This is a genomic window from Nostoc sp., assembly GCF_036917315.1.
GTDB lineage: Bacteria > Cyanobacteriota > Cyanobacteriia > Cyanobacteriales > Nostocaceae > Nostoc.
In genome coordinates, this window is sequence record NZ_JBALDR010000047.1 from 1 (window position 1) to 19,570 (window position 19,570).

Annotated in this window: 19 protein-coding genes; 8 read left to right on the top strand and 11 right to left on the bottom strand. The window is 40.6% G+C overall.

Annotation, left to right across the window (positions count from 1 at the left end; all coding sequences use genetic code 11):
- Nucleotides 1–260 precede the first annotated feature (260 nt).
- Nucleotides 261–1,745 (top strand): leucine-rich repeat domain-containing protein, encoded by a 1,485-nt coding sequence (locus V7K84_RS20365; RefSeq protein ID WP_334840673.1) that lies wholly within the window; start codon nt 261–263, stop codon nt 1,743–1,745.
- Between the two features lie 183 nt (nt 1,746–1,928).
- On the opposite strand, the gene V7K84_RS20370 is transcribed toward V7K84_RS20365, so the two are convergent.
- On the bottom strand, nt 1,929–2,366 hold the full coding sequence (locus tag V7K84_RS20370) for a hypothetical protein (protein ID WP_334840675.1): 438 nt from the start codon (nt 2,364–2,366) through the stop codon (nt 1,929–1,931).
- A gap of 222 nt (nt 2,367–2,588) precedes the next feature.
- On the opposite strand from V7K84_RS20370, the gene V7K84_RS20375 reads away from it, so the two are divergent.
- Entirely contained in the window at nt 2,589–2,807 is a 219-nt protein-coding gene (locus V7K84_RS20375) for a hypothetical protein (protein WP_334840677.1), read from the top strand.
- A gap of 104 nt (nt 2,808–2,911) precedes the next feature.
- On the top strand, nt 2,912–4,075 hold the full coding sequence (gene dnaN, locus V7K84_RS20380; protein ID WP_334840679.1) for a DNA polymerase III subunit beta: 1,164 nt from the start codon (nt 2,912–2,914) through the stop codon (nt 4,073–4,075).
- A gap of 550 nt (nt 4,076–4,625) precedes the next feature.
- Here the strand turns inward: dnaN and V7K84_RS20385 are convergent.
- The 4 genes from V7K84_RS20385 to V7K84_RS20400 all read right to left on the bottom strand — a co-directional run bounded on the left by V7K84_RS20385 (nt 4,626) and on the right by V7K84_RS20400 (nt 10,134).
- Entirely contained in the window at nt 4,626–7,931 is a 3,306-nt protein-coding gene (locus tag V7K84_RS20385) for a GAF domain-containing protein (RefSeq protein WP_334840681.1), read from the bottom strand.
- A 255-nt stretch (nt 7,932–8,186) separates the two neighbouring features.
- Nucleotides 8,187–9,374, bottom strand: coding sequence for a TRC40/GET3/ArsA family transport-energizing ATPase (locus V7K84_RS20390; protein ID WP_334840682.1), 1,188 nt, complete (start codon nt 9,372–9,374; stop codon nt 8,187–8,189).
- A gap of 104 nt (nt 9,375–9,478) precedes the next feature.
- Nucleotides 9,479–9,760 carry a hypothetical protein gene (locus tag V7K84_RS20395; RefSeq protein WP_334840683.1) on the bottom strand — a complete coding sequence of 94 codons (282 nt, stop codon included), beginning with the start codon at nt 9,758–9,760 and terminating at the stop codon, nt 9,479–9,481.
- A gap of 113 nt (nt 9,761–9,873) precedes the next feature.
- Nucleotides 9,874–10,134, bottom strand: a complete 261-nt coding sequence (locus tag V7K84_RS20400; protein WP_334840684.1) for a hypothetical protein — start codon at nt 10,132–10,134, stop codon at nt 9,874–9,876.
- A gap of 372 nt (nt 10,135–10,506) precedes the next feature.
- On the opposite strand from V7K84_RS20400, the gene V7K84_RS20405 reads away from it, so the two are divergent.
- Nucleotides 10,507–11,349, top strand: a complete 843-nt coding sequence (locus tag V7K84_RS20405; protein WP_334840686.1) for an SGNH/GDSL hydrolase family protein — start codon at nt 10,507–10,509, stop codon at nt 11,347–11,349.
- Between the two features lie 106 nt (nt 11,350–11,455).
- Here the strand turns inward: V7K84_RS20405 and V7K84_RS20410 are convergent, their stop codons facing one another.
- The 3 genes from V7K84_RS20410 to V7K84_RS20420 all read right to left on the bottom strand — a co-directional run bounded on the left by V7K84_RS20410 (nt 11,456) and on the right by V7K84_RS20420 (nt 13,699).
- On the bottom strand, nt 11,456–12,175 hold the full coding sequence (locus V7K84_RS20410) for an A/G-specific adenine glycosylase (RefSeq protein ID WP_334840688.1): 720 nt from the start codon (nt 12,173–12,175) through the stop codon (nt 11,456–11,458).
- 10 nt (nt 12,176–12,185) lie between these two features.
- Nucleotides 12,186–12,959, bottom strand: a complete 774-nt coding sequence (locus V7K84_RS20415; RefSeq protein WP_334840690.1) for a DUF416 family protein — start codon at nt 12,957–12,959, stop codon at nt 12,186–12,188.
- Nucleotides 12,960–13,072: 113 nt separating this feature from the next.
- Entirely contained in the window at nt 13,073–13,699 is a 627-nt protein-coding gene (locus tag V7K84_RS20420; protein WP_334840692.1) for a DUF416 family protein, read from the bottom strand.
- Nucleotides 13,700–13,930: 231 nt separating this feature from the next.
- On the opposite strand from V7K84_RS20420, the gene V7K84_RS20425 reads away from it, so the two are divergent.
- The 3 genes from V7K84_RS20425 (at nt 13,931) to V7K84_RS20435 (ending at nt 15,773) form a co-directional block, all read left to right on the top strand.
- Entirely contained in the window at nt 13,931–14,626 is a 696-nt protein-coding gene (locus V7K84_RS20425) for a HupE/UreJ family protein (protein ID WP_334840694.1), read from the top strand.
- 152 nt (nt 14,627–14,778) lie between these two features.
- Entirely contained in the window at nt 14,779–15,342 is a 564-nt protein-coding gene (locus tag V7K84_RS20430; protein ID WP_334840696.1) for a hypothetical protein, read from the top strand.
- A 53-nt stretch (nt 15,343–15,395) separates the two neighbouring features.
- Nucleotides 15,396–15,773: a DUF2358 domain-containing protein gene (locus V7K84_RS20435; protein WP_334840698.1), complete on the top strand. Its 378-nt coding sequence runs from the start codon at nt 15,396–15,398 to the stop codon at nt 15,771–15,773.
- Between the two features lie 266 nt (nt 15,774–16,039).
- On the opposite strand, the gene V7K84_RS20440 is transcribed toward V7K84_RS20435, so the two are convergent.
- Nucleotides 16,040–16,729 (bottom strand): Uma2 family endonuclease, encoded by a 690-nt coding sequence (locus V7K84_RS20440; RefSeq protein WP_334840700.1) that lies wholly within the window; start codon nt 16,727–16,729, stop codon nt 16,040–16,042.
- A gap of 489 nt (nt 16,730–17,218) precedes the next feature.
- On the opposite strand from V7K84_RS20440, the gene bchB reads away from it, so the two are divergent.
- Nucleotides 17,219–18,745 (top strand): ferredoxin:protochlorophyllide reductase (ATP-dependent) subunit B, encoded by a 1,527-nt coding sequence (gene bchB / locus V7K84_RS20445; RefSeq protein WP_334840702.1) that lies wholly within the window; start codon nt 17,219–17,221, stop codon nt 18,743–18,745.
- 63 nt (nt 18,746–18,808) lie between these two features.
- Here the strand turns inward: bchB and V7K84_RS20450 are convergent, their stop codons facing one another.
- Together V7K84_RS20450 and V7K84_RS20455 are read right to left on the bottom strand one after the other, a co-directional pair.
- Nucleotides 18,809–19,234 carry a type II toxin-antitoxin system VapC family toxin gene (locus V7K84_RS20450; RefSeq protein WP_334840704.1) on the bottom strand — a complete coding sequence of 142 codons (426 nt, stop codon included), beginning with the start codon at nt 19,232–19,234 and terminating at the stop codon, nt 18,809–18,811.
- On the bottom strand, nt 19,224–19,481 hold the full coding sequence (locus V7K84_RS20455; protein WP_334840706.1) for a hypothetical protein: 258 nt from the start codon (nt 19,479–19,481) through the stop codon (nt 19,224–19,226). The genes V7K84_RS20450 and V7K84_RS20455 overlap by 11 nt, the downstream gene beginning before the upstream one ends.
- Nucleotides 19,482–19,570 lie beyond the last annotated feature (89 nt).

Sequence of the window (19,570 nt, forward strand, 5' to 3'; positions counted from 1 at the left end):
TCGCAACTCGCTATGATAAACGGGCGACCAACTTTCTCGGTGCAATTTATCTAGCTGCTTCTGTTATTTGGCTCAATTGATGACACGCCCTAGGAAGCTATAAGCATTTTAATATTAAGGCTTGTGATATTCGCCGAGCGCTCGTTGAGCGCAGTGGGATACTCCAAGAATCAAGTGAGCAAAGAATTGAATTTCTGCACAATACTTTAAAAGAGTTTCTCGCTGCCGAACGTTTTGTTAATATTGGTGATTTTCAGACATTGGCAAATCACACTGATGAAGCTTCCTGGCAACCTGTTATTTTGTTTGCTGTTGCACTACCACGAGATGGTTCAAAGTTTGCTACTGAGCTTGTAAGAGCAATTCTTGAAAAAATTTCTTTAGATGCTCCCTCTAAAGCACGGTCGAAACAAGACCGATTAAAAGCTGCAAAAATCAGGTCAAAGCAGTTCTTTTTTCTTCGGTGTTACACAAATGCTTACCAGCTAAATGATTCAGAAATTAGCCAAGCCTTTACTCAGTTATCAGAACAGCTTTTGCCGCCTCAAAATATGACAGATGCAGCAGCCTTAGCATCCTGTGGTGAAGCCATCATACCTTATCTTAAAAATAAAACAGGCTTGAAAGCAGCAGAACGCGCAGCTTGTGTGCGAACGCTGGGATTAATCAATGACCCAAGAGCAAGGGATCTTCTTAAAGAGTTTTTAGATGATTCAACTCTCAAAGTTGCTCAAGAACTAGCGAGCTTTGTTGATGATTGGAGCCAAATATCAGTCATTAGACAACACGTTGAAAAATATGGGCTTCTTCCGATTTTTATTCCAACAAAATTGCGTGACTTAAATTCGTTATCCAAGCTGACCAACCTCATACGGCTATATCTTTGGGGAACGCAAGTGAGCGATATTTCTGCTCTAGCTAACCTGACCAAGCTCACACAGCTAAATTTTTTAAGAACACAGGTAAGCGATATTTCTACTCTGGCTAACCTGACCAACCTCACACAGCTAGATATTTCAAGCACGCAAGTGAGCGATATTTCTACTCTGGCTAACCTGACCAACCTCACACAGCTAGATATTTCAAGCATGTGGGTGAGCGATATTTCCGCTCTGGCTAACCTGACCAACCTCACACAGCTACATTTTTCAGGCATGTGGGTGAGCGATATTTCCGCTCTGGCTAACCTGACCAGCCTCACACAGCTACATCTTTCAAACACGCAAGTGAGCGATATTTCCGCTCTGGCTAACCTAACCAACCTCACACAGCTACATCTTTCAGACATGCAGGTGAGCGATATTTCCGCTCTGGCTAACCTGACCAACCTCACACAGCTAAATCTTTCAGAAACGCAGGTGAGCGATGTTTCCTCTCTGGCTAACCTGACCAACCTCACATCGCTAATTCTTTCAGGAACGCAGGTGAGCGATGTTTCCCCTCTGGCTAACCTGACCAAACTCACAGAGCTATATCTTTCAGAAACGCAGGTGAGCGATGTTTCCCCTCTGGCTAACCTGACCAACCTCACACAGCTAAAACTTTGGGGAACGCAGGTGAGCGATGTTTCCCCTCTGGCTAACCTGACCAACCTCACAGAGCTATATCTTTCAGAAACGCAGGTGAGCGATGTTTCCCCTCTGGCTAACCTGGCCAACCTCACACAGCTAAAACTTTGGGGAACGCAGGTGAGCGATGTTTCCCCTCTGGCTAACCTGACCAACCTCAAAATCTATCAATCGTGAGAGGTTAAAATAAAGTACTTTTTGTCAATCAATTAAAATACTCAAAATAGTTTTAATAACAATGACAATCCTGCATAAGGACATGGTAGGAGGTGAGGCTACGCTTGCCTCCTCCCCCTCTATTTGCTTATCATTATCCTTAAGGCTTTTGACAACTTAAATTTCCTGTTGGATCTTAGCTAACTAAACGATCGCACCCGACACCCCATTCATAGATCCATTTACAGAAGAAGGCCGAACAGAATCAGCTGCTAACGAATTGGTGACTTTGGAATTGCCTACTACGCCTCGCTTCTTTTTAGTATTACCTCGTCTAGCACCACCCGCCATCTCGTATTCCTGGCTGATTTTACCGTAACGGCTGGCAACTCCTAGTAACATTTTTTCTGACATGGTTATTACAATCTGTTCTGCGTTCTTCACGTCATCCGTGAGTTTGTCAATTGTAGATAACGCAGTGTTGTAAGCAGCCAGCTTAGACCGGAGATCGTTAATTGTCGTATTATAAGCTTCTATAGTCAATCCTTGGCCAAAGTCAAGTTCTACACTGATAGATTGCAAACTTTCAATCCGGCGATCGGCTCGTTCTAAAACGCTGGAATTTCTTTTACGACGTGCCATAATGCATCTCTGCTACTAGGTTTATAGTACTGTTTTATACAAAAATATATTTAATGTCATGGGGAAATACTACAAATAAGTTGCGTAGGCGTAGCCCATATTAGACATTGCATTTTCCAAAGCTTAGTTAATTTCACTTAAATTATTTTTAGATTTCAGGTAGTAAATTAATTCATAAGTTCATTACAACAAATGCTGCAATGATTTAAGCCTTTCTTATACATGAAAGAGTATGTGTTGCAAAATATTAAACCATTGCAGCAATTAATTATACATTTCTTAGAAATACTTAAGCCTTTCTTATACATAGAAGAGCATGTGTTGCAAAGTATTAAGCCTTTGCAGCAACTAATTATACATTTTTTGGAAATGCTTAAGCCTTTCTTATATATGGAAGAGCATTTGTTGCAAACGTTTAAATTATTACAGCCTGAAGCGTAGAAGCAATGCTTGTGGCAGACTACACCTATGCGCTAATCAAACAAATAGCGATCGCCTATAAACATAAGGATGTTAGGATATCTTTCACTAGCTGCATCTGACTTATGAAATTAGTTTGCTCCCAAAGCGATCTCAGTACAAACCTCTCACTTGTTAGTCGTGCAGTACCTTCACGGCCAACTCATCCAGTACTTGCCAATGTGCTGTTACAAGCGGATGCTGAAACTAACCAAGTAAGCTTAACAGCCTTCGATCTCAGCTTAGGAATCCGCACCAGTTTTAACGCAGAGGTATGGCAAAGTGGTGCGATCGCACTTCCTGCTAAATTACTTGTAGACATCACCTCTCGTCTTCCAGAGGGCGAGATCACTCTCGATGATGAATCAGCCTTGACAGGTGCAACATCCGGTGGAGAAGGTTTAATAGTTACACTCACACCCAAGAGTGGACATTACCAAGTCCGAGCAATGGGGCCAGAAGAATTTCCCGAACTACCTGTAATTGAAAATACAGAAGTAATCCATCTCACCACCACCGCATTAATTGAGGGATTACGCGGTTCATTATTTGCTACCAGTGCTGATGAAACCAAGCAAGTACTCACTGGTGTGCATTTAACAGTTAAACAAGACACCCTAGAATTTGCAGCTACAGACGGACATCGCCTCGCAGTCGTAGAAACTAGCAACGAGCGTCCTTTAGGTGGAACGACTCAACTAGAAGTAACAGTACCAGCTAGGGCATTACGCGAACTCCAACGAATGTTAGCTCATAGCGCTTCATCAGATGAACCCGTAGCTTTATACTTCGATCAAGGTCAAGTTGTGTTTGCATGGCAAAATCAACGTTTGACTAGTCGCACATTAGAAGGGCAATATCCTGCTTATCGACAATTAATTCCGCGCCAATTTGAGCGACAAGTGACAATTGAACGGCGACAATTCGTCAGCACATTGGAGCGGATTGCGGTATTAGCCGATCAAAAAAATAATATTGTCAAGCTCAGTATTGATAGCGAAGCCCAAGAAATTACCTTATCTTGTGAAGCTCAAGATGTGGGCAGTGGTAGAGAGTCGATGCCAGCACAAATTTCTGGGGAAAATATTGAGATTGCCTTTAACATTAAATATTTGATGGAAGGCTTGAAAGAGTTACCATCTTCCGAAATTCAAATGCATTTAAATCAAAGCCTAACTCCAGTTATTTTTACACCATTGGGTGGCTTGAAAATGACCTATTTAGCTATGCCTGTGCAACTTAGAAGTTAGAGGTTATTTATCAAGTAAAAATCCAATTATATCATGTCCGCTTGATTGCTTATTCAACCTGAAGAACCCCACCCCCGCCAAAGCTAGGCTTTGTCTCCCCTCCCCGCAAGCCTATCCATTAGTCACATCTTTCTTTACAATCTTGAAACGCTTGTTTTGTAGGCATCTTGAACACTGAGGTGTCAAACATACTTGACAGATTGGCTCTTAGTCTTCTCGCTAAAATTAGGTTTTTATTGAGAATTGACGACGAACGAATCAGGGTTAGAAAAAGCGTGAGTGAATACTCTCGTAAATGTTGAGAAAGATCCGGGTAATGGATAGCCCGCAAGCGGGGAGGGGATTAAGGGATGAGGTGCTATGACTGTGGTTAGCATAACTAATTATACGGACATGATATTACTCTAGAATGAAATGTCTTTTAACCCTGATTTAGATCCCTAACTTCTTCAAAAACTCAGAGTTCGAGCAATACGGTTTAGCTAAAGGTAAAAGTCTTTGCCAATGACAAATGACAAATGACTAATGACAAATGACTAATAACCAATGACTAATGACGAATTTGTTTAATCGGAATTTCAATCCAAAATTCTGTACCTAACCCCGGCTGAGAATCACATCTAAACACACCACCATGTTTATCTACAATAATCTGGTAACTAATTGATAACCCCAAGCCAGTGCCTTTTCCCACTGGCTTAGTTGTGAAAAATGGATCGCAAATTCTTGCCTTCATAGCTTCGGGTATTCCTGGGCCATTGTCTCTTATGCGAATTACTACGCTCTTGATATTGCCTTCAAGTTCTCCAAGAGCAGTAAGGATAGTAATTTGACTGCTATGAGATTTTGATTGAGATTCCGTGTAATCTTCTAAAGCATCGATCGCATTGCTTAAAACATTCATAAATACTTGATTTAGCGGCCCGGCATAGCACTCTACTAAAGGAAGGTTAGTATATTCTTTGACTAATTGAATCGCTGGACTTTCTGGTTTTGCTTTCAAGCGATGCTGCAAAATTAGCAAGGTGCTATCAATGCCTTCATGAATATCAACTGGTTTTTTTTCTGCTTCGTCAAGGCGAGAGAAATTCCGTAAACCCAAGACAATCTGCCGGATGCGATCGACCCCAATTTTCATGGAAGATAAAGTTTTGGGTAAATCCTCAATGATAAATTCTAAGTCGATATCGAGTGCGCGATCGCGAATCTCAGAGCTAGGGTTGGGAGCATTTTGCAAATAGAGGTCTAATATACCAAGTAAATCTTGAGTGTAATCGTTGACATGATTGATGTTGCCATAAATAAAGTTCACGGGGTTATTAATTTCGTGAGCCACACCAGCTACCAGTTGACCTAGTGAGGACATTTTCTCAGTTTGGATCAGTTGGGTTTGAGTTTGCTGTAAATCATGCAAAGCTTGAGCTAGCTTTTGAGTCTGCTCTTTGGTTTGATTATGTAATTGCGCTTGTTGGAGTGCAACCCCAAGCTGATTGGCAATTTGAGTAATAAATTTAATTTCTGAGGCTTCCCAATGGCGGGGTGCAGAATTCTGGTAAGCTGCTAATAAGCCCCATAGCTGTTGCCCGATAAATATAGGTGCGATCGCATAAGCCCTTGCTTGAATTTGCTCTAAAACTGCAACGTGACATTGAGAGTGTCCAACTGCATAGATATCATCGACTGCAAAGGTTTCATTGTGACGATATCGCCCACCTTGGGTTTCCTGTAAATAGCTATCTTGCCAAACTGTTTTAGTATCAGAACTTACTAGCTTTAACCAATTATCGCCCACAAACTCGGCAATATATTCACCACTCCAATCAGCCTGGAAGCGGTAGACTGCAACTCGATCCGCTTGTAGTGATTTACAGATTTCTTGGGTGGTTGCTTGAAAAATCGCATCTAAGTCTAAAGATTCTCTAACTTTCGCTACAACTTCAAACAATACCCGTTGTTGTTCTGCTGCTTGTTGCAAATCTAATGTCTGTTGTTGTGTCTGAGTGAGTAAATCAGCTTGCTGGAGTGCTACGCCCATTTGGGCGGCAATCTGACTGAGAAAGTTAACTTCAGAAGTTTTCCATTTCCGGGGGCCAGTGTGTTGATAAGTTGCCAACAAACCCCAAAGTTTTTGTCCAACAAAAATTGGCGCAAGGACAAAAGCATGAATTTGAAACTGCTCTAGATTGTCGATATGACACTTAGCAAAGCCCATCTTGTAAATGTCATCGACTGCAAATGTTTCATTATTGCGGTAACGCCCTCCTTGTGTATCTTGTAAGTAAGTGTCATTCCAAATTGTATTAATACCTAGTTCAGACTCATTCGACCAGTATGGACTAGCAGCCTCGAAATCTCCGACAAATTCACCACCCCAATTAGAATCAAAACGATAAACAGAAACGCGATCGGCTTTGATTAATTGACAAACTTCTTTAGTTGTGGTTTGAAAAATCGTATTTGTATCCAGAGATTCTCGAATCTCGGCAATAACTTTAAACACAGCTTGTTCTTGTTCAGCTGTCCGTTGTAACTCAGCGGTGCGTCTTCTAACTTGTTTTTCTAAATTTTCATTAAAAACTTGTACTTGTTGATGTAGTTCATACTGCTGAACTGCGGAAGCAAAGTGTTTACTGAGGTTTCTAGCCAGTTCAATCTCTTCAATTGTCCATTTTTGAGCTTGTGCTGTTTTAGATTCGCGCCAAACCTCAAATGATCGCCTGGGGTACTGTTGTCTGCGATCGCCCTCATGCTGCCCCGCCCATAAAGTTTCTGTATCTACTTCATTGCGGAAAATACTTAAGTAGCCCAACAACTGCTGACGATACTGGAGTGGGATCATCAACACGCTGCGAATTTTAGTTGGTTGAAAAGCAATTTGCAAACTTCGCAAGCCAGGAGTGTTATATATATCCGAAATCGCCCAAACGTCGTAGTTAGTAAATTTGTAGTGTTCCTGCCAGATACTATATTGCTCGATCAGTGGATATATAGTTTGTTCTGGCATTACAGGTTGCTCTCCACAGATATAAAGCTTGATACAAGTATTTCCTGGTATTAAGCATTCTGTTAAGCTGGTGACATTGCCATTGTGGAAATCAAGAGCTTCATTTCTAATACAAAGCCTGCCACCAACGCCATTAAAGGCAGCAACAGCCGCTTCTAAGGCTGGCTGTAAGACAATCGTCGGTAGTGAATGTAATAGGGTAGCAATGCGATTAACGATCGCTTCTCGTTCGGCTGTTTTGCGAACTTGAGTGTGAAGGGTACTTTGAGCGATCGCCATTGACAACTGCTCGACTACCATTTGTATTGCTTCTAGCTCATATTCTGAAATCAAACGCGCTTCAGAATTATGAGACACCAGCAGCCCCCAAAGTCGATCTTGATAGAGAATAGGCGCTACTACAGAGGATTTTACCCCCATTGCCGTCAAATATTCAATATGGCAGGGGTCTACAGGGCGGTAATGGATCTCCTCTGAGATATCTCCATTATCCAAGTCACGCAGGTGAATTTGACCAATCTCTTTAGTGTCAACATTCACAACAGAACGCACCCGTGATTTGATAAATAGTTCGCGGGCATAAGGTGGGATGTCATCGGAGGGAAAATTTAATCCCAGTAGCGACGGCAAACAATTTTTATTAATTGATTCAGCAATCACTTGACCACTACCATCGGGATGAAATTTGTAAATCATCACTCGATCGGTTTTTAATAGCGATCGCACTTCTGCCGTTGTAACTGTGATAATTTCTTCTAACTCTAAGCTTCGTCGGATACGGTTTGTAATGCGGCGTAGTAAGCTTTCTTCATGGCGATATAAGGGCAAATCTTGTTCAAAATTGGAGGACATTGTGATAGTAAAATAAATTAATAATTTGAAAACTGACATAATTAAATCTAAAGACATTGTGAAATTTATTTCATAATTTTGTCTTCAGTAAAACTACGGTCAAATCATTAATAAAAATATTTTTTTGGCTTTTATTAAAATTCACCAAAACATCATAAAAACAGACGCTAAAAAGATTGCGTCTGTACTAGCTATAAGAGAAAATTCTTGCTTTTTAGTTTGAACTTTTTGTTGACAGACTAATGTTCAACAAAATTAAACTTTTGTGTTGTCAGCAAAGCGGATTTTTAGATAGTCATTTTCCATCTTTGCTCCAGCTGGTTGTAGTGCTGCTAAGGCTTGTGGCAAAACTAAGTTACGACGATGGTTGCCAATAGTGATGTTTAATTCGTCTCCAGTTTTACTGAGTTGAACTTGGTCTTTAGGAATACCCGGTAAGTAAAGTTCTAAGCTGTATTGGTTTTCCTCTTGCACTACTCTAAGAGTTGTTTCTTTGTAATAAACCTGAGTAGGATCTTCATCTTTATAAAGAGTTTCTTTCAGGCGTTCTAATGAAGCCAATCCACACATTTCCTCAGAAAATAGGGGAACTTCTTTCACAGGCAGAGGGTGAAAATCATCATGAATTTCTCGGCGATATTGCTCCTGACTTTCCTTCCAACGTTGAAAAAATGGGTCTTGGACTTCATTGGGAATAATCCGATTAGCCACGACTAAATCTGTTGCAACGTTATACAAACTCAGATAAGCATGGGCACGGAGAGACTCTTTAATCACCATTTTTTCGGGATTTGTTACTAGACGCACTGAGGTTTGAGTATTATCTGTTAATACTTTTTCCAGAGCTTCAATTTGTTCGTAAAACTCAAAAGGTGCATCCATTACTTCTTTATCAGGTAGCGAAAAACCAGCAATTGGTCTAAACAAAGGTTCAACCAGAGGTCGAAGTGCCACCGAGATGTTTTGAAATGGTTTGTAAAAACGGCGCATATACCAGCCACCAACTTCAGGTAAACTCAGCAAACGCAGTGCTGTGCCGGTCGGGGCTGAGTCGATAATTAAGACATCAAACTCACCTTCATCGTAATGGCGTTTCATCCTTACCAAGCCAAAAATCTCATCCATCCCTGGTAAAATTGCCAATTCCTCCGCCTGTATGCCGTCTAAACCCCTTGCCTGTAAAACTTGGGTAATATAACGCTTCACAGCACCCCAGTTTCCCTCCAGTTCTTGCAGCGCATCCAATTCAGCACCCCAGAGATTTGGACGAATTTTTTGGGGTGCATGTCCCAGTTCCATATCAAAACTGTCTGCAAGGGAGTGGGCGGGATCTGTACTTAAAACCAACGTCTGATAGCCTAGTTCCGCACAACGGAGTCCAGTTGCAGCAGCAACGGAAGTTTTGCCCACACCGCCTTTACCAGTCATTAAAATTACACGCATAGATGCTTTTATCCTGCCTGAGAATTTTTTACATTTATTTACATTATCGACTGTTTAAGGAAAATAAATGTTGTTTCAACACGTCTAGGCATTATTATGAGTGTTTACCCTAACTCATCCGTTGGGTTTTGCTGCAATAACCGATCCAGCTTAGTTTCCAGTGCTGAGAGTTTTTTAAGAATTGTGGGGCGATCGCCATCAATAGAAATTAGTAAATTGGTTATTCTCTCTTGTATATTCGTTAATTGTGCGACTGCACTCTGGATTTGGAGCATTCCTTCTCGGAGTTCTTGGCGTTCCTGACGTGCTTCCGCCATTTCATCTAACATAGCTTGGACTGTTTTAGCATTACTCTCAATTAGATGTTTGAGTTCTTTATCAGTCATTGCGATCGCGCTTTGGAGTTGAGTTTATTATTAACTCTAAAGTATTGAGGGATTTTGTTTCAATCTCCCGTAGGGCAGCATAACTGTGCTACCCTACACTACAGTTTAATTACTTAAAAATTGCGATCGGGGCTGTTTACTGGCTCAACAAGCATCTTAGCTTTGTGCAAATTCAACAGCTTTTCCTGTTCAAATCTATCGGGGTAACTCATTTTCCTATCTTCGAGCGTTAGCCGAATCGGTGCTATTTGCTCATCTGTAGGTGAACTCATCTCGTCTATGACTGCGCCAATATACTGAAAAGTCGTGAAAGTGGGAGCCTTTAACCATCTTCCCTCTTGTATTTGATGTAATGCTAATTGTGGGAATGGCATCAGAGAAGTGATTTCAGAGGGTGTAGGGAACCCACGTTTAAAAACGTGAGATTGAAAACTTGGACGCAATGCAAGTTGCGCTATGCGTCTCGATACAATTCTTTTTTAAACTGAGCTTTGAACTCAGCAACAATAGGTTTTTTATTTCTTCTTTTCTACACCCTACACCCTTTTTTTGTAAGAAACTTTGTATCCGGGGTTTCCTGTCGGCTCAATACTGTAGCATCTTCTTAATACAGTTCAGTTAAGAAAAGTTTTAGGTTGGGTAAAATTTGCAATTTCTTGGGAAAAAATTTCATCCACTCATCAATAGTCAGAACTATTTTCAAACAATCCTGTCCAAGAATAAGTTATACTGCAAAAATTTCAGGGATGATGAGCAACACCAAAATCGTATATATATGTTTATTCCTCTTGATGATGATTGCCTTGTTTCAAATGCTAAAAAGGCAGATTCAGGCAAATTCTTTCCCAGTAGCCGAACAGCAAGCAATCAGAGTTTTATTTATTGGCAACAGCTATACATATTTCAACGATCTTCCTTGGTTGACACAACAGTTAGCTGTCTCGGCAAAAGAACCTAAAAAGTTAGAAACTGAAATGGTTGTGATTGGTGGAGCGACACTTCAAAACCACTGGAAACGTGGTAAAGCACTCAGACTTTTGAAAGCAAAACGCTGGAATTATGTAGTACTGCAAGAGCAAAGTACTTTACCAATTACCAATCCCGAGGAAATGTACAAGTACGCTACTCTGTTTGATGCTGAGATTAAGCGAGTGAATTCCCAAACAGTTTTCTACTTAACTTGGGCAAAGCAAAATCAACCAGAAACGCAACAGATATTGACTGATGCTTATATGAACATTGCTCAAGAACTGAAAGCTAAAGTTGCACCTGTGGGAATAGCTTGGCAAAAAATTCAGGAAGCGAATCTGAAATTAAACCTTTACAGTTCCGATAAAAGCCACCCTAGTCCGATTGGCTCGTATGTAGCAGCGTGTGTATTCTATACAACACTTTATAGGAATAGTCCTGTAGGCTTGAGTCGTCGTATATATAGTAGTAATGCTAGTACGCCACAAGAAAACAACAGAATTGAGTTGGAAAGTTTAAGTGAAACGGATGCCGAAATGATTCAACAATTAGTTGAGTATATCGTGAAAAAGAATTCAGAAGTCAGTATTCAGGAGTCAGAATCAATTAACAAAAATTAAAAAGCAAAAACAGTGTTACACATAAATAAATTTAGAATAGTAGGTTGAGTTGAGCGACAGAAAAACAAAAAAGCCTTGATAATTTTAGGTTCTGATAAACTTGATGCTATGTTTTATTAAGACTCTCTAAGTTACGTTGTGTTTGGGCATAATTGCACTTTGCTGAAAGAGGACAATCATTACAAAGAGGATTTTTTGCCCTGCAAACTATCGCTCCAAAATCTAGCAAGGTTAGATTCCACTTGCCAACTTCTTTATTAGGAGCAATTATTTCTGCTGCACTCCAAAGAATTTTACAACGCGATTTCACTCTTTCTCCTTGCAAACCAAAGAAGCGTTCGAGGATGCGAGCTACGTTAGTATCGAGTACGGCTAGCGGTTGACTGAAGGCTTGAGAACAAATAGCACGAGCTGTATATTTACCAATTCCAGGTAACTCAAGCAACTGCTTTTCTGAATCGGGGATTTTTCCTTCATACTGCTCTAAGATAATGCTAGCGCACTTTTGTAATCTTTCAGCGCGGAAGAAAAGACCCAAAGGCTCAAGCAATTCGCTCAATTGATTAATGCTTGCTTTTACTAGTTGCTCAAGCGTTGGATATTTAAAGAGAAATGTATTGTAGATAGGAACAACCGAAACTGCATCTGTTTTTTGTAGCAGATATTCTGCAACAAGAATTGCGTAAGAATCGCAAGTATGCCGCCAAGGAAAATCGCGTAAGTTTTCTGTTCCCCATATAGAGAGATGGTGGCGAAACCATTTAATTTTTACAGCATCCAAATTTGATACTGCGTTTTCTTGAGGTTCTTTAGCCGCATCTTTCACAATTGTTTTCTCAACTTAAATCTAGCAGACTTTTACCACCATTTTCAGAAGAAGTACGCAGCCATTGTAAAAACTCACCAGTTAAAGTGGGAGTTTCTCGCAAGCGCCGCAAATCTTCGCTTTGTTTTGCCATTTCTCGTACTGTAAACGGATGATTGGAAACTATTTCTATTAGTTCTTCGTGGGACATGTCTTCCGAGTATTCGTCTTCACACTGGCATAAATAATCTATATAGATAAAAAGAGTTTCATCTATTTCTTTTGCTACTGAAATAGTCTGTTGTACGCTTGGATCTAAACAAATTTCTAATTGTAATAGTTGTTCGTGTGGAATGTCTTGGGAGTTTTGGTCTTCAGGTTCGCTTTTTAAATAATCTATATACATAAAAAGAGTTTCGTCTATTTCTTTTGCTAGTAAAATAATTTCTTGCGGAGTTTGTTCGAGACAAAGTTCTAAAGCATTGAGAATTGCACCTGCTGCCATCTGTGATTCTGGAGTATCTACGTTGTCATACTCAGGGTAGCTTTCGTCGCAATCAGAATACAGTTTACGAAATCTAGACGCATCAACCTTTTTTCCTGCCAAAAATTCCCAGATTTCATCGAGTGCTACTCTAAATAAATCTTCTCCATCCCAATCATCTTCTCTAGCTGCTCGCAAGTAAATATCATAGTGTGGATACAATCTCTCGCAACAAGCTGCCGCAAACGCCACTCGATGCATAGGCGGAAGAGCTTCTAGTTCTCGCTCCAATATATCAAATTTACCGTACTTAAGATGCACTTTTATACTTGAGTTATGTTGTCAAAGGTTGTTGTAACACTTGTTCATTGAAATGACAACTTTCTACTACTTTTCTTAATTTCTATAATTGCACCCTATAATCAATTGTTTTCTCAACTTAAATCTAGTATGCTTTGACCACCATTTTGAGAAGAAGTACGCAGCCATTGTAAAAACTCAGAGGTTAACGTGGGAGTTTCTCGCAAGCGCTGCAAGTCTTCGCTTTGTTTTGCCATTTCTCGTACTGTAAAAGGATGGTTGGCAATTATTTCTACTAGTTCTTCGTGGGAAATGTCTGCCGAGTATTCATCTTCACACTGGCATAAATAATCTATATACTCAAAAAGAGTTTCATGTATTTGTTTTGCTACTGAAATGGTCTGTTGTATGCTTGGATCTAAACAAAGTTCTAAAGTATTGAGAATTGCACCTGCGGCTCTCTGTGCTTCTGGAGTTTCTACGTTTTCATAGTCGGGGTAGCTTTGATCGGAATCAGAATATAGTTGACGAAATCTTGCCACATCAACCTTTTTTCCTGCCAAAAATTGCCAGATTTCATCGAGTGCTACTCTAAATAAATCTTCTCCATCCCAATCATCTTCTCTAGCTGCTTGCAAGTAAATATCATAGTGTGGATACAATCTCTCGCAACAAGCTGCCGCAAACGCCACTCGATGCATAGGCGAAAGAGTTTCTAGTTCTCGCTCTAATATATGGAATTGACGGTACTTTAGATTCATTTTTATTGTTTAGTTGTATTGTCAGCAGTTTTGGGCGGATTCTTGATTAGCGATCGCACCTTGAATCTCAATATCAATAGCCCGATCCTACTTGCTTATGAGAGAACTTTTTCTACTACTGCGGCTTTACATAACTTTCTGAAGCTAGTACGATCTAGCGTAATTACCACGTTAGTTTTTTGGGGTAGGTGGGTAGTATAAATTACCTAAAAACTAATTTGGTATATAGCGATGTTCAAGACTAAGTTATCAGAATCCCGTACTTCGGGGGAACTTAATCCCTCAAAGTTCATGGATCGCCATATTGGGGCGATCGCAGCTTTAATTTTAATTAGCTTACTGAGTTCATTGAGTGGAACGCCATTTGACCATACCATTTCTAACGCCTGGGAAGCCTTTGTCTGGGGATTAGCAGATCCAGTAATTAGCTTGAATTGTTTAGTTGGTATTGTTGCGATTGGCTTACTCTCATCTGTGTTTGTTCGTGGCGCTGCGATCGCTGGATGTTTTGTCTTGGCAACAGTTTTGGGCACTGTAATTCATATATTTCAGTTAGATTTACCAGGCACAGAAATAGCGATGCCTTCGGCGGGCGCAGCCATCGCCATTTCTACCATCGTTTTTGGTACTATGCTGATGATGCCAAATCAACTAAACTTTCTGGTGCTTGCTCTAGTGGGCATCAGTGCTGGTTTATTTCAGGGTTACGCTAATGCTGAATCTATTGTTAGTGCAGGAACAATATCAGTAGTTGCCTATATACTAGGTATTGCCTTAACCCTGTTTGCCGTTGCCATGAGTGCTAGAGAAATTGGTGTTGGGATGGGTATGGGAGAAATAAACCGAATTTTACCTTGGAAAATCAGCCTTGCTGGTTTTGCCTTGTGTGCGATCGGTATCGTGTTTTTGAGCAATTCGCTTATTTAAATCAGATATTTCAATTCAGTGGAATACATTTATTCGTGGGGGCGTACACCTAGCTGTGCGCCCCCACTACGTTTTCAGACTGGGCAAGCGTTCTAGTGAATAAGTTGATGCACCTCTGCGCTAATCTAGAAGCTATATATAAATAAAAAGTTATGACACCTGAAGAAATTGCGGGTACGCTCACAGAATTATTTGACACATCGGCTATTGCTACGACTGCTCCTGGATCGTGGCAAGTAGACACTCCTAATTTTCGGCTGTTGGTGCTGCTTTCCGAAGATAATACTTGGCTGCGAGTTTTACTGCCTATTCTGCCCATCCAAGAAGCCCAACCATTTTTAGAACAGTTCCTAGAAGCCAACTTTGATGACACTCAAGAAGTACGTTACGCTTTATATGAAAGAGTAATTTGGGGGGTATTTCAACATAACAGTGAAACTTTAGTGAGTGCAGATTTATTCAATGCAATCAACCGACTTTTATCTCTCCATCAGACTAAATTAGATAATGTCTTTAATCAACTAGTTGAAAGCCGCATCCGGCAAATTATTCAGGCAGCAAAACAGCAAGGACAATCTCTGCAAGCTACCATGCAAAACTTAGAACGTTTTTACGCCGAAGGAATGATGGGCGAAATCAATCAAACTTCCCAAGGAAGAGAAGAAGTCCTAACTGCTTGGCGGCGTCAGTTAGAACGTTTATGGAATGAGGGTTAATTTCAGTTTTTCAGTTTTCATATTAAACCAAATTACAGATATATTTATCTATCATGGATCTCGTTGAAATCCTCAAAGAAGACTATCAAAGATTCCCAGTCAATCAAACTTACAGCATTTATGCCCCAGAGGTTTATTTTCAAGACCCGATGAATAAATTCCGTGGTGTTAAACGTTACAAAGCAATGATTAATTTTATCGAAACTTGGTTTTTAAATCCCAAGATGGACTTACATAATATTCAACGTTTAGGAGACACAATCAAAACTGAGTGGACACTCAGTTGGAATACTCCTCTTCCTTGGAAGCCACGGATCTCTATTCCTGGTTGGAGTGAATTAGGTCTTAACTCCGATGGTTTGATTATTTCCCATATCGATTATTGGAACTGTTCGCGCTTAGATGTGGTGAAGCAGCATTTTTTCTCTTGAAAAAGTGGATGATTCAAATAATATAATTACCATCAAAATCTTCATGGTTTGTAGTGAGGACTTTAGTCCTCTCTGACGAGATGCTAGGCAAACAAAATCAGGACTGAAGTCTTGCTATCACACTAGATGTAACAACGAAAGCCATGAATTATTATGATGGCTGCCAAAAATCCTAAAATATCTGCTGAATTAACTATACATACCAAAGTAGAAGAATTTGGTGTGCAAACATAATTGATTAAGATATTTTCCCTATTTAGAAGAGGTTAATCACTACCCAATTTATGGATAAAATCCCCATGTTCAGCAGACTGCAAACCTGTTTGTAAAACCTTCAACACACCCTGCATATTACCTGCTAATAACTCCGTCGCCACTAACCACAACCCTGGAAATACCCGACTTCGCAAAATGCCTTCATTGTCAGCTACTAATTCCAGATATTCACCCTGTTCAAGAGAAAACCAAGTCAATTTTTGGTCTAAAACTTGCCAAACAATATATTCTTTGACACCGTTACGACGATAAGCTTGTTTTTTGCCATGAAGATCGATAGCCGCACTACTAGCAGCAATTTCCACAACTAACTCTGGCGCACCTTCAATATAATCATCTTCACTCAGCCGCGTTTGACCACCTGCTTCCGGTACAATTAACAGAACAGCATCGGGTTGAGGTTCGTTATCTAAGTCTAAGCGGACGGTAGGTTCAACTCCCAACGCTACACCAGAAGTCGCAGCTTCGTAAGTACCAAGCCATGTCAAAATCCAACCATGCGGTTGACCGTGACTTCGGAAACGCAGAGCAGCAGGCATAATATAGACAATTCCTTCGGTTAATTCAGCTTTTTTCAGGTTAGGGGTGGCATTATAGCGACGCTCAAATTCATAGCGGGTGAGTTTGTCGCCATTTTCCAAAGGAGGAATTGTCCAAGGCTGGGAGGGTGTTTTCACCATAATTTTTGTGAAAATGAGCTTGTGTACATCCTAGCGAATTAGATAAAACGTAACCGACTAGAGAATGAGAGACTTCTGACCTCTCTCCAAGGCTAGTAGGGAAGAGGCTGTTCTTGTTAGGTCTAATTTACTGAAACATTAAGATTTTTTTACAAAACGAACAGAAATATTGTTTAAATTGATAGCTGTATCCCAAGTAGTAAATAGGTTTCAGGCATATCGCTGCCCTAAAACCCGCAACAAACCTTATTTTTTTTCAGCCAGCAGGTTTGAGAAAATCAGAAACGATTTAATAATCAAGCACTTATAAGTAAATGGGCCGAATTAAAGATAATACCTCTCTCCAAACCTCTCCCCTTCTGTACCAACGGCACGCTGTGCGATACCTACGGTGGTAAACTACGCACCGAAGGGGTTGGTGGTAAGCTCTATCTTATATTTTTTACGCCCACTTACTTAGTTATTTGAGTTTAAAAGGGAGACACAAACATGAAATTGGCTTACTGGATGTATGCTGGCCCAGCCCACATCGGCACTCTGCGAATCGCTAGTTCTTTTAAAAATGTTCATGCGATCATGCACGCCCCCATTGGCGATGACTACTTTAACGTCATGCGCTCCATGCTATCGCGGGAGAGGGATTTTACTCCGGTGACAACCAGTGTCGTCGATCGCAACGTTTTGGCACGCGGCTCCCAAGAGAAGGTAGTAGATAACATCATCCGCAAGGATGCCGAGGAACACCCAGATTTGATTGTGTTAACTCCCACCTGCACCTCTAGCATTTTGCAAGAGGATTTGCACAACTTTGTCGAACGGGCGCAGTTGGAAGCGAAAGGAGACGTAATGCTGGCGGATGTGAACCACTACCGCTACAACGAACTGCAAGCCGCCGATCGCACTTTGGATCAAATCGTTCAATACTACATTGAAAAAGCTCGGAAGCGGGGCGAATTGGCTGAGGGCAAAACAGCAAAGCCCTCAGTTAACATTATCGGTACTACCACCCTCGGTTTCCACAACAATCACGACTGCACCGAACTCAAACGGCTGATGGCTGACTTGGGAATTGAGGTAAATACCTTAATTCCCGAAGGTGCTTCGGTGAATGACTTGAAAAAGATGTCCCAAGCCTGGTTTAACCTGATACCTTATCGGGAACTCGGTTTAACCACAGCCCGTTACCTGGAAGAACAATTTGGCACACCTTATATAGACATTACTCCAATGGGTGTAGTGGAAACTGCCCGTTGTATTCGCAAGATTCAGCAGGTAATTAACGCTCAAGGTGCAGAAGTTGACTATGAAAACTTCATCAATGAGCAAACCCTCCATGTCTCTCAGGCTGCTTGGTTCTCCCGTTCGATTGACTGTCAAAACTTGACTGGCAAAAAAGCTGTGGTCTTTGGTGACAACACCCACGCTGCTGCTATTACCAAGATTTTGGCGCGAGAAATGGGGATTCATGTTGTTTGGGCTGGAACCTACTGCAAATATGATGCAGACTGGTTCCGCGAACAGGTGAGTGAGTATTGTGATGAAGTGCTAATCTCCGAAGATCATGGTGCAATTGGAGATGCGATCGCTCGTGTCGAACCTTCTGCCATTTTCGGCACTCAAATGGAACGCCACGTTGGTAAGCGCTTAGATATTCCCTGCGGCGTAATTGCAGCACCAATCCACGTCCAAAACTTCCCCATTGGTTACAAACCATTTATGGGTTACGAAGGTACGAATCAGATTACAGATTTGATCTACAATTCCTTCACTTTGGGAATGGAAGATCACCTATTAGAAATCTTTGGCGGTCACGATACCAAAGAAGTTATTACTAGAGGAATTTCTGCTGATTCTGATTTGAATTGGACAAAAGATGGTCAAGCAGAATTGAATAAGATTCCGGGATTTGTGCGCGGTAAAGTGAAGCGTAATACTGAGAAATTTGCCCGCGATCGCGGTTTCAAAGAAATCAACGCTGAGGTATTGTACGCCGCGAAGGAAGCTGTTGGAGCGTAAGTTAACGGGTTAGCAATTATTAATAATAAAGGGCATATCTTAATGAATGCCTTTTATTATTACTTATTCTGACTTCAGCAGACGAATAAAGCCAGCTTGTTCAAAGTGATGATCTGTGGTTAATGCCTCTTTAATGCCAAGCTGTTGCATGACTATAAAAGAAGTGCTATCCACCAAAGACCAAGCTTTATCTTCTCTAGTTTTGAGTAGCTCCCAAGCTGCTGAATCTATTGTTGGTTCAATATAAATCAAGTTGATATAAGAAGCAGTTCTGACAGCTTCTACATATTTAAATAACTGCGGACGAGGTACGCGTAAAGGGCTATTCAGCAAAGCCACTAGTTCAATAACAACATAATTAGTTGTTACCATTGCTTGATTTTGCTGACGTTTATGTTGAAACCAATGCTTTGCTTGTTCATGGTAGGATTCAGTTGCAATAAATAAATTAGCCCACCCCGATGTATCGATAAAGACTTTATTCGTCAATTTTTAACTCCTGTTGCAAAGTTTGCTGGAGATATTGATCGTGGTTTTCTCCTACATCAGAACTATCAAATTCCAATGTACCGAGTAAAGGTAAAATTGGATCTAATTCGGAGATATTTTCCTGTTTAGCTGATTGAGATAACGATTGCAGAATTAAATCTTCTAAAGATAGATTCAGCTTTTGCGCCTGAGCATTTAATTTACTTTCTAATTCATCTGACAACTGTATTGTTAATGTTTTAGCCATTTGATTCACCAATTACGAATTCAAAAAAACGCTAATATATGAGTAATGAACACTAAATGAAATTCTACTCTTCATTACTCACCTTCATG

What these genes read in the sequence shown, in the direction of transcription:
- V7K84_RS20370 (WP_334840675.1), bottom strand. Translation starts at nt 2,366, where the DNA reads ATGGCACGTCGTAAAAGAAATTCCAGCGTTTTAGAACGAGCCGATCGC.
- V7K84_RS20375 (WP_334840677.1), top strand. Translation starts at nt 2,589, where the DNA reads ATGAAAGAGTATGTGTTGCAAAATATTAAACCATTGCAGCAATTAATT.
- dnaN (WP_334840679.1), top strand. Translation starts at nt 2,912, where the DNA reads ATGAAATTAGTTTGCTCCCAAAGCGATCTCAGTACAAACCTCTCACTT.
- V7K84_RS20385 (WP_334840681.1), bottom strand. Translation starts at nt 7,931, where the DNA reads ATGTCCTCCAATTTTGAACAAGATTTGCCCTTATATCGCCATGAAGAA.
- V7K84_RS20390 (WP_334840682.1), bottom strand. Translation starts at nt 9,374, where the DNA reads ATGCGTGTAATTTTAATGACTGGTAAAGGCGGTGTGGGCAAAACTTCC.
- V7K84_RS20395 (WP_334840683.1), bottom strand. Translation starts at nt 9,760, where the DNA reads ATGACTGATAAAGAACTCAAACATCTAATTGAGAGTAATGCTAAAACA.
- V7K84_RS20400 (WP_334840684.1), bottom strand. Translation starts at nt 10,134, where the DNA reads ATGCCATTCCCACAATTAGCATTACATCAAATACAAGAGGGAAGATGG.
- V7K84_RS20405 (WP_334840686.1), top strand. Translation starts at nt 10,507, where the DNA reads ATGATGAGCAACACCAAAATCGTATATATATGTTTATTCCTCTTGATG.
- V7K84_RS20420 (WP_334840692.1), bottom strand. Translation starts at nt 13,699, where the DNA reads ATGAATCTAAAGTACCGTCAATTCCATATATTAGAGCGAGAACTAGAA.
- V7K84_RS20425 (WP_334840694.1), top strand. Translation starts at nt 13,931, where the DNA reads ATGTTCAAGACTAAGTTATCAGAATCCCGTACTTCGGGGGAACTTAAT.
- V7K84_RS20430 (WP_334840696.1), top strand. Translation starts at nt 14,779, where the DNA reads ATGACACCTGAAGAAATTGCGGGTACGCTCACAGAATTATTTGACACA.
- V7K84_RS20435 (WP_334840698.1), top strand. Translation starts at nt 15,396, where the DNA reads ATGGATCTCGTTGAAATCCTCAAAGAAGACTATCAAAGATTCCCAGTC.
- V7K84_RS20440 (WP_334840700.1), bottom strand. Translation starts at nt 16,729, where the DNA reads ATGGTGAAAACACCCTCCCAGCCTTGGACAATTCCTCCTTTGGAAAAT.
- bchB (WP_334840702.1), top strand. Translation starts at nt 17,219, where the DNA reads ATGAAATTGGCTTACTGGATGTATGCTGGCCCAGCCCACATCGGCACT.
- V7K84_RS20455 (WP_334840706.1), bottom strand. Translation starts at nt 19,481, where the DNA reads ATGGCTAAAACATTAACAATACAGTTGTCAGATGAATTAGAAAGTAAA.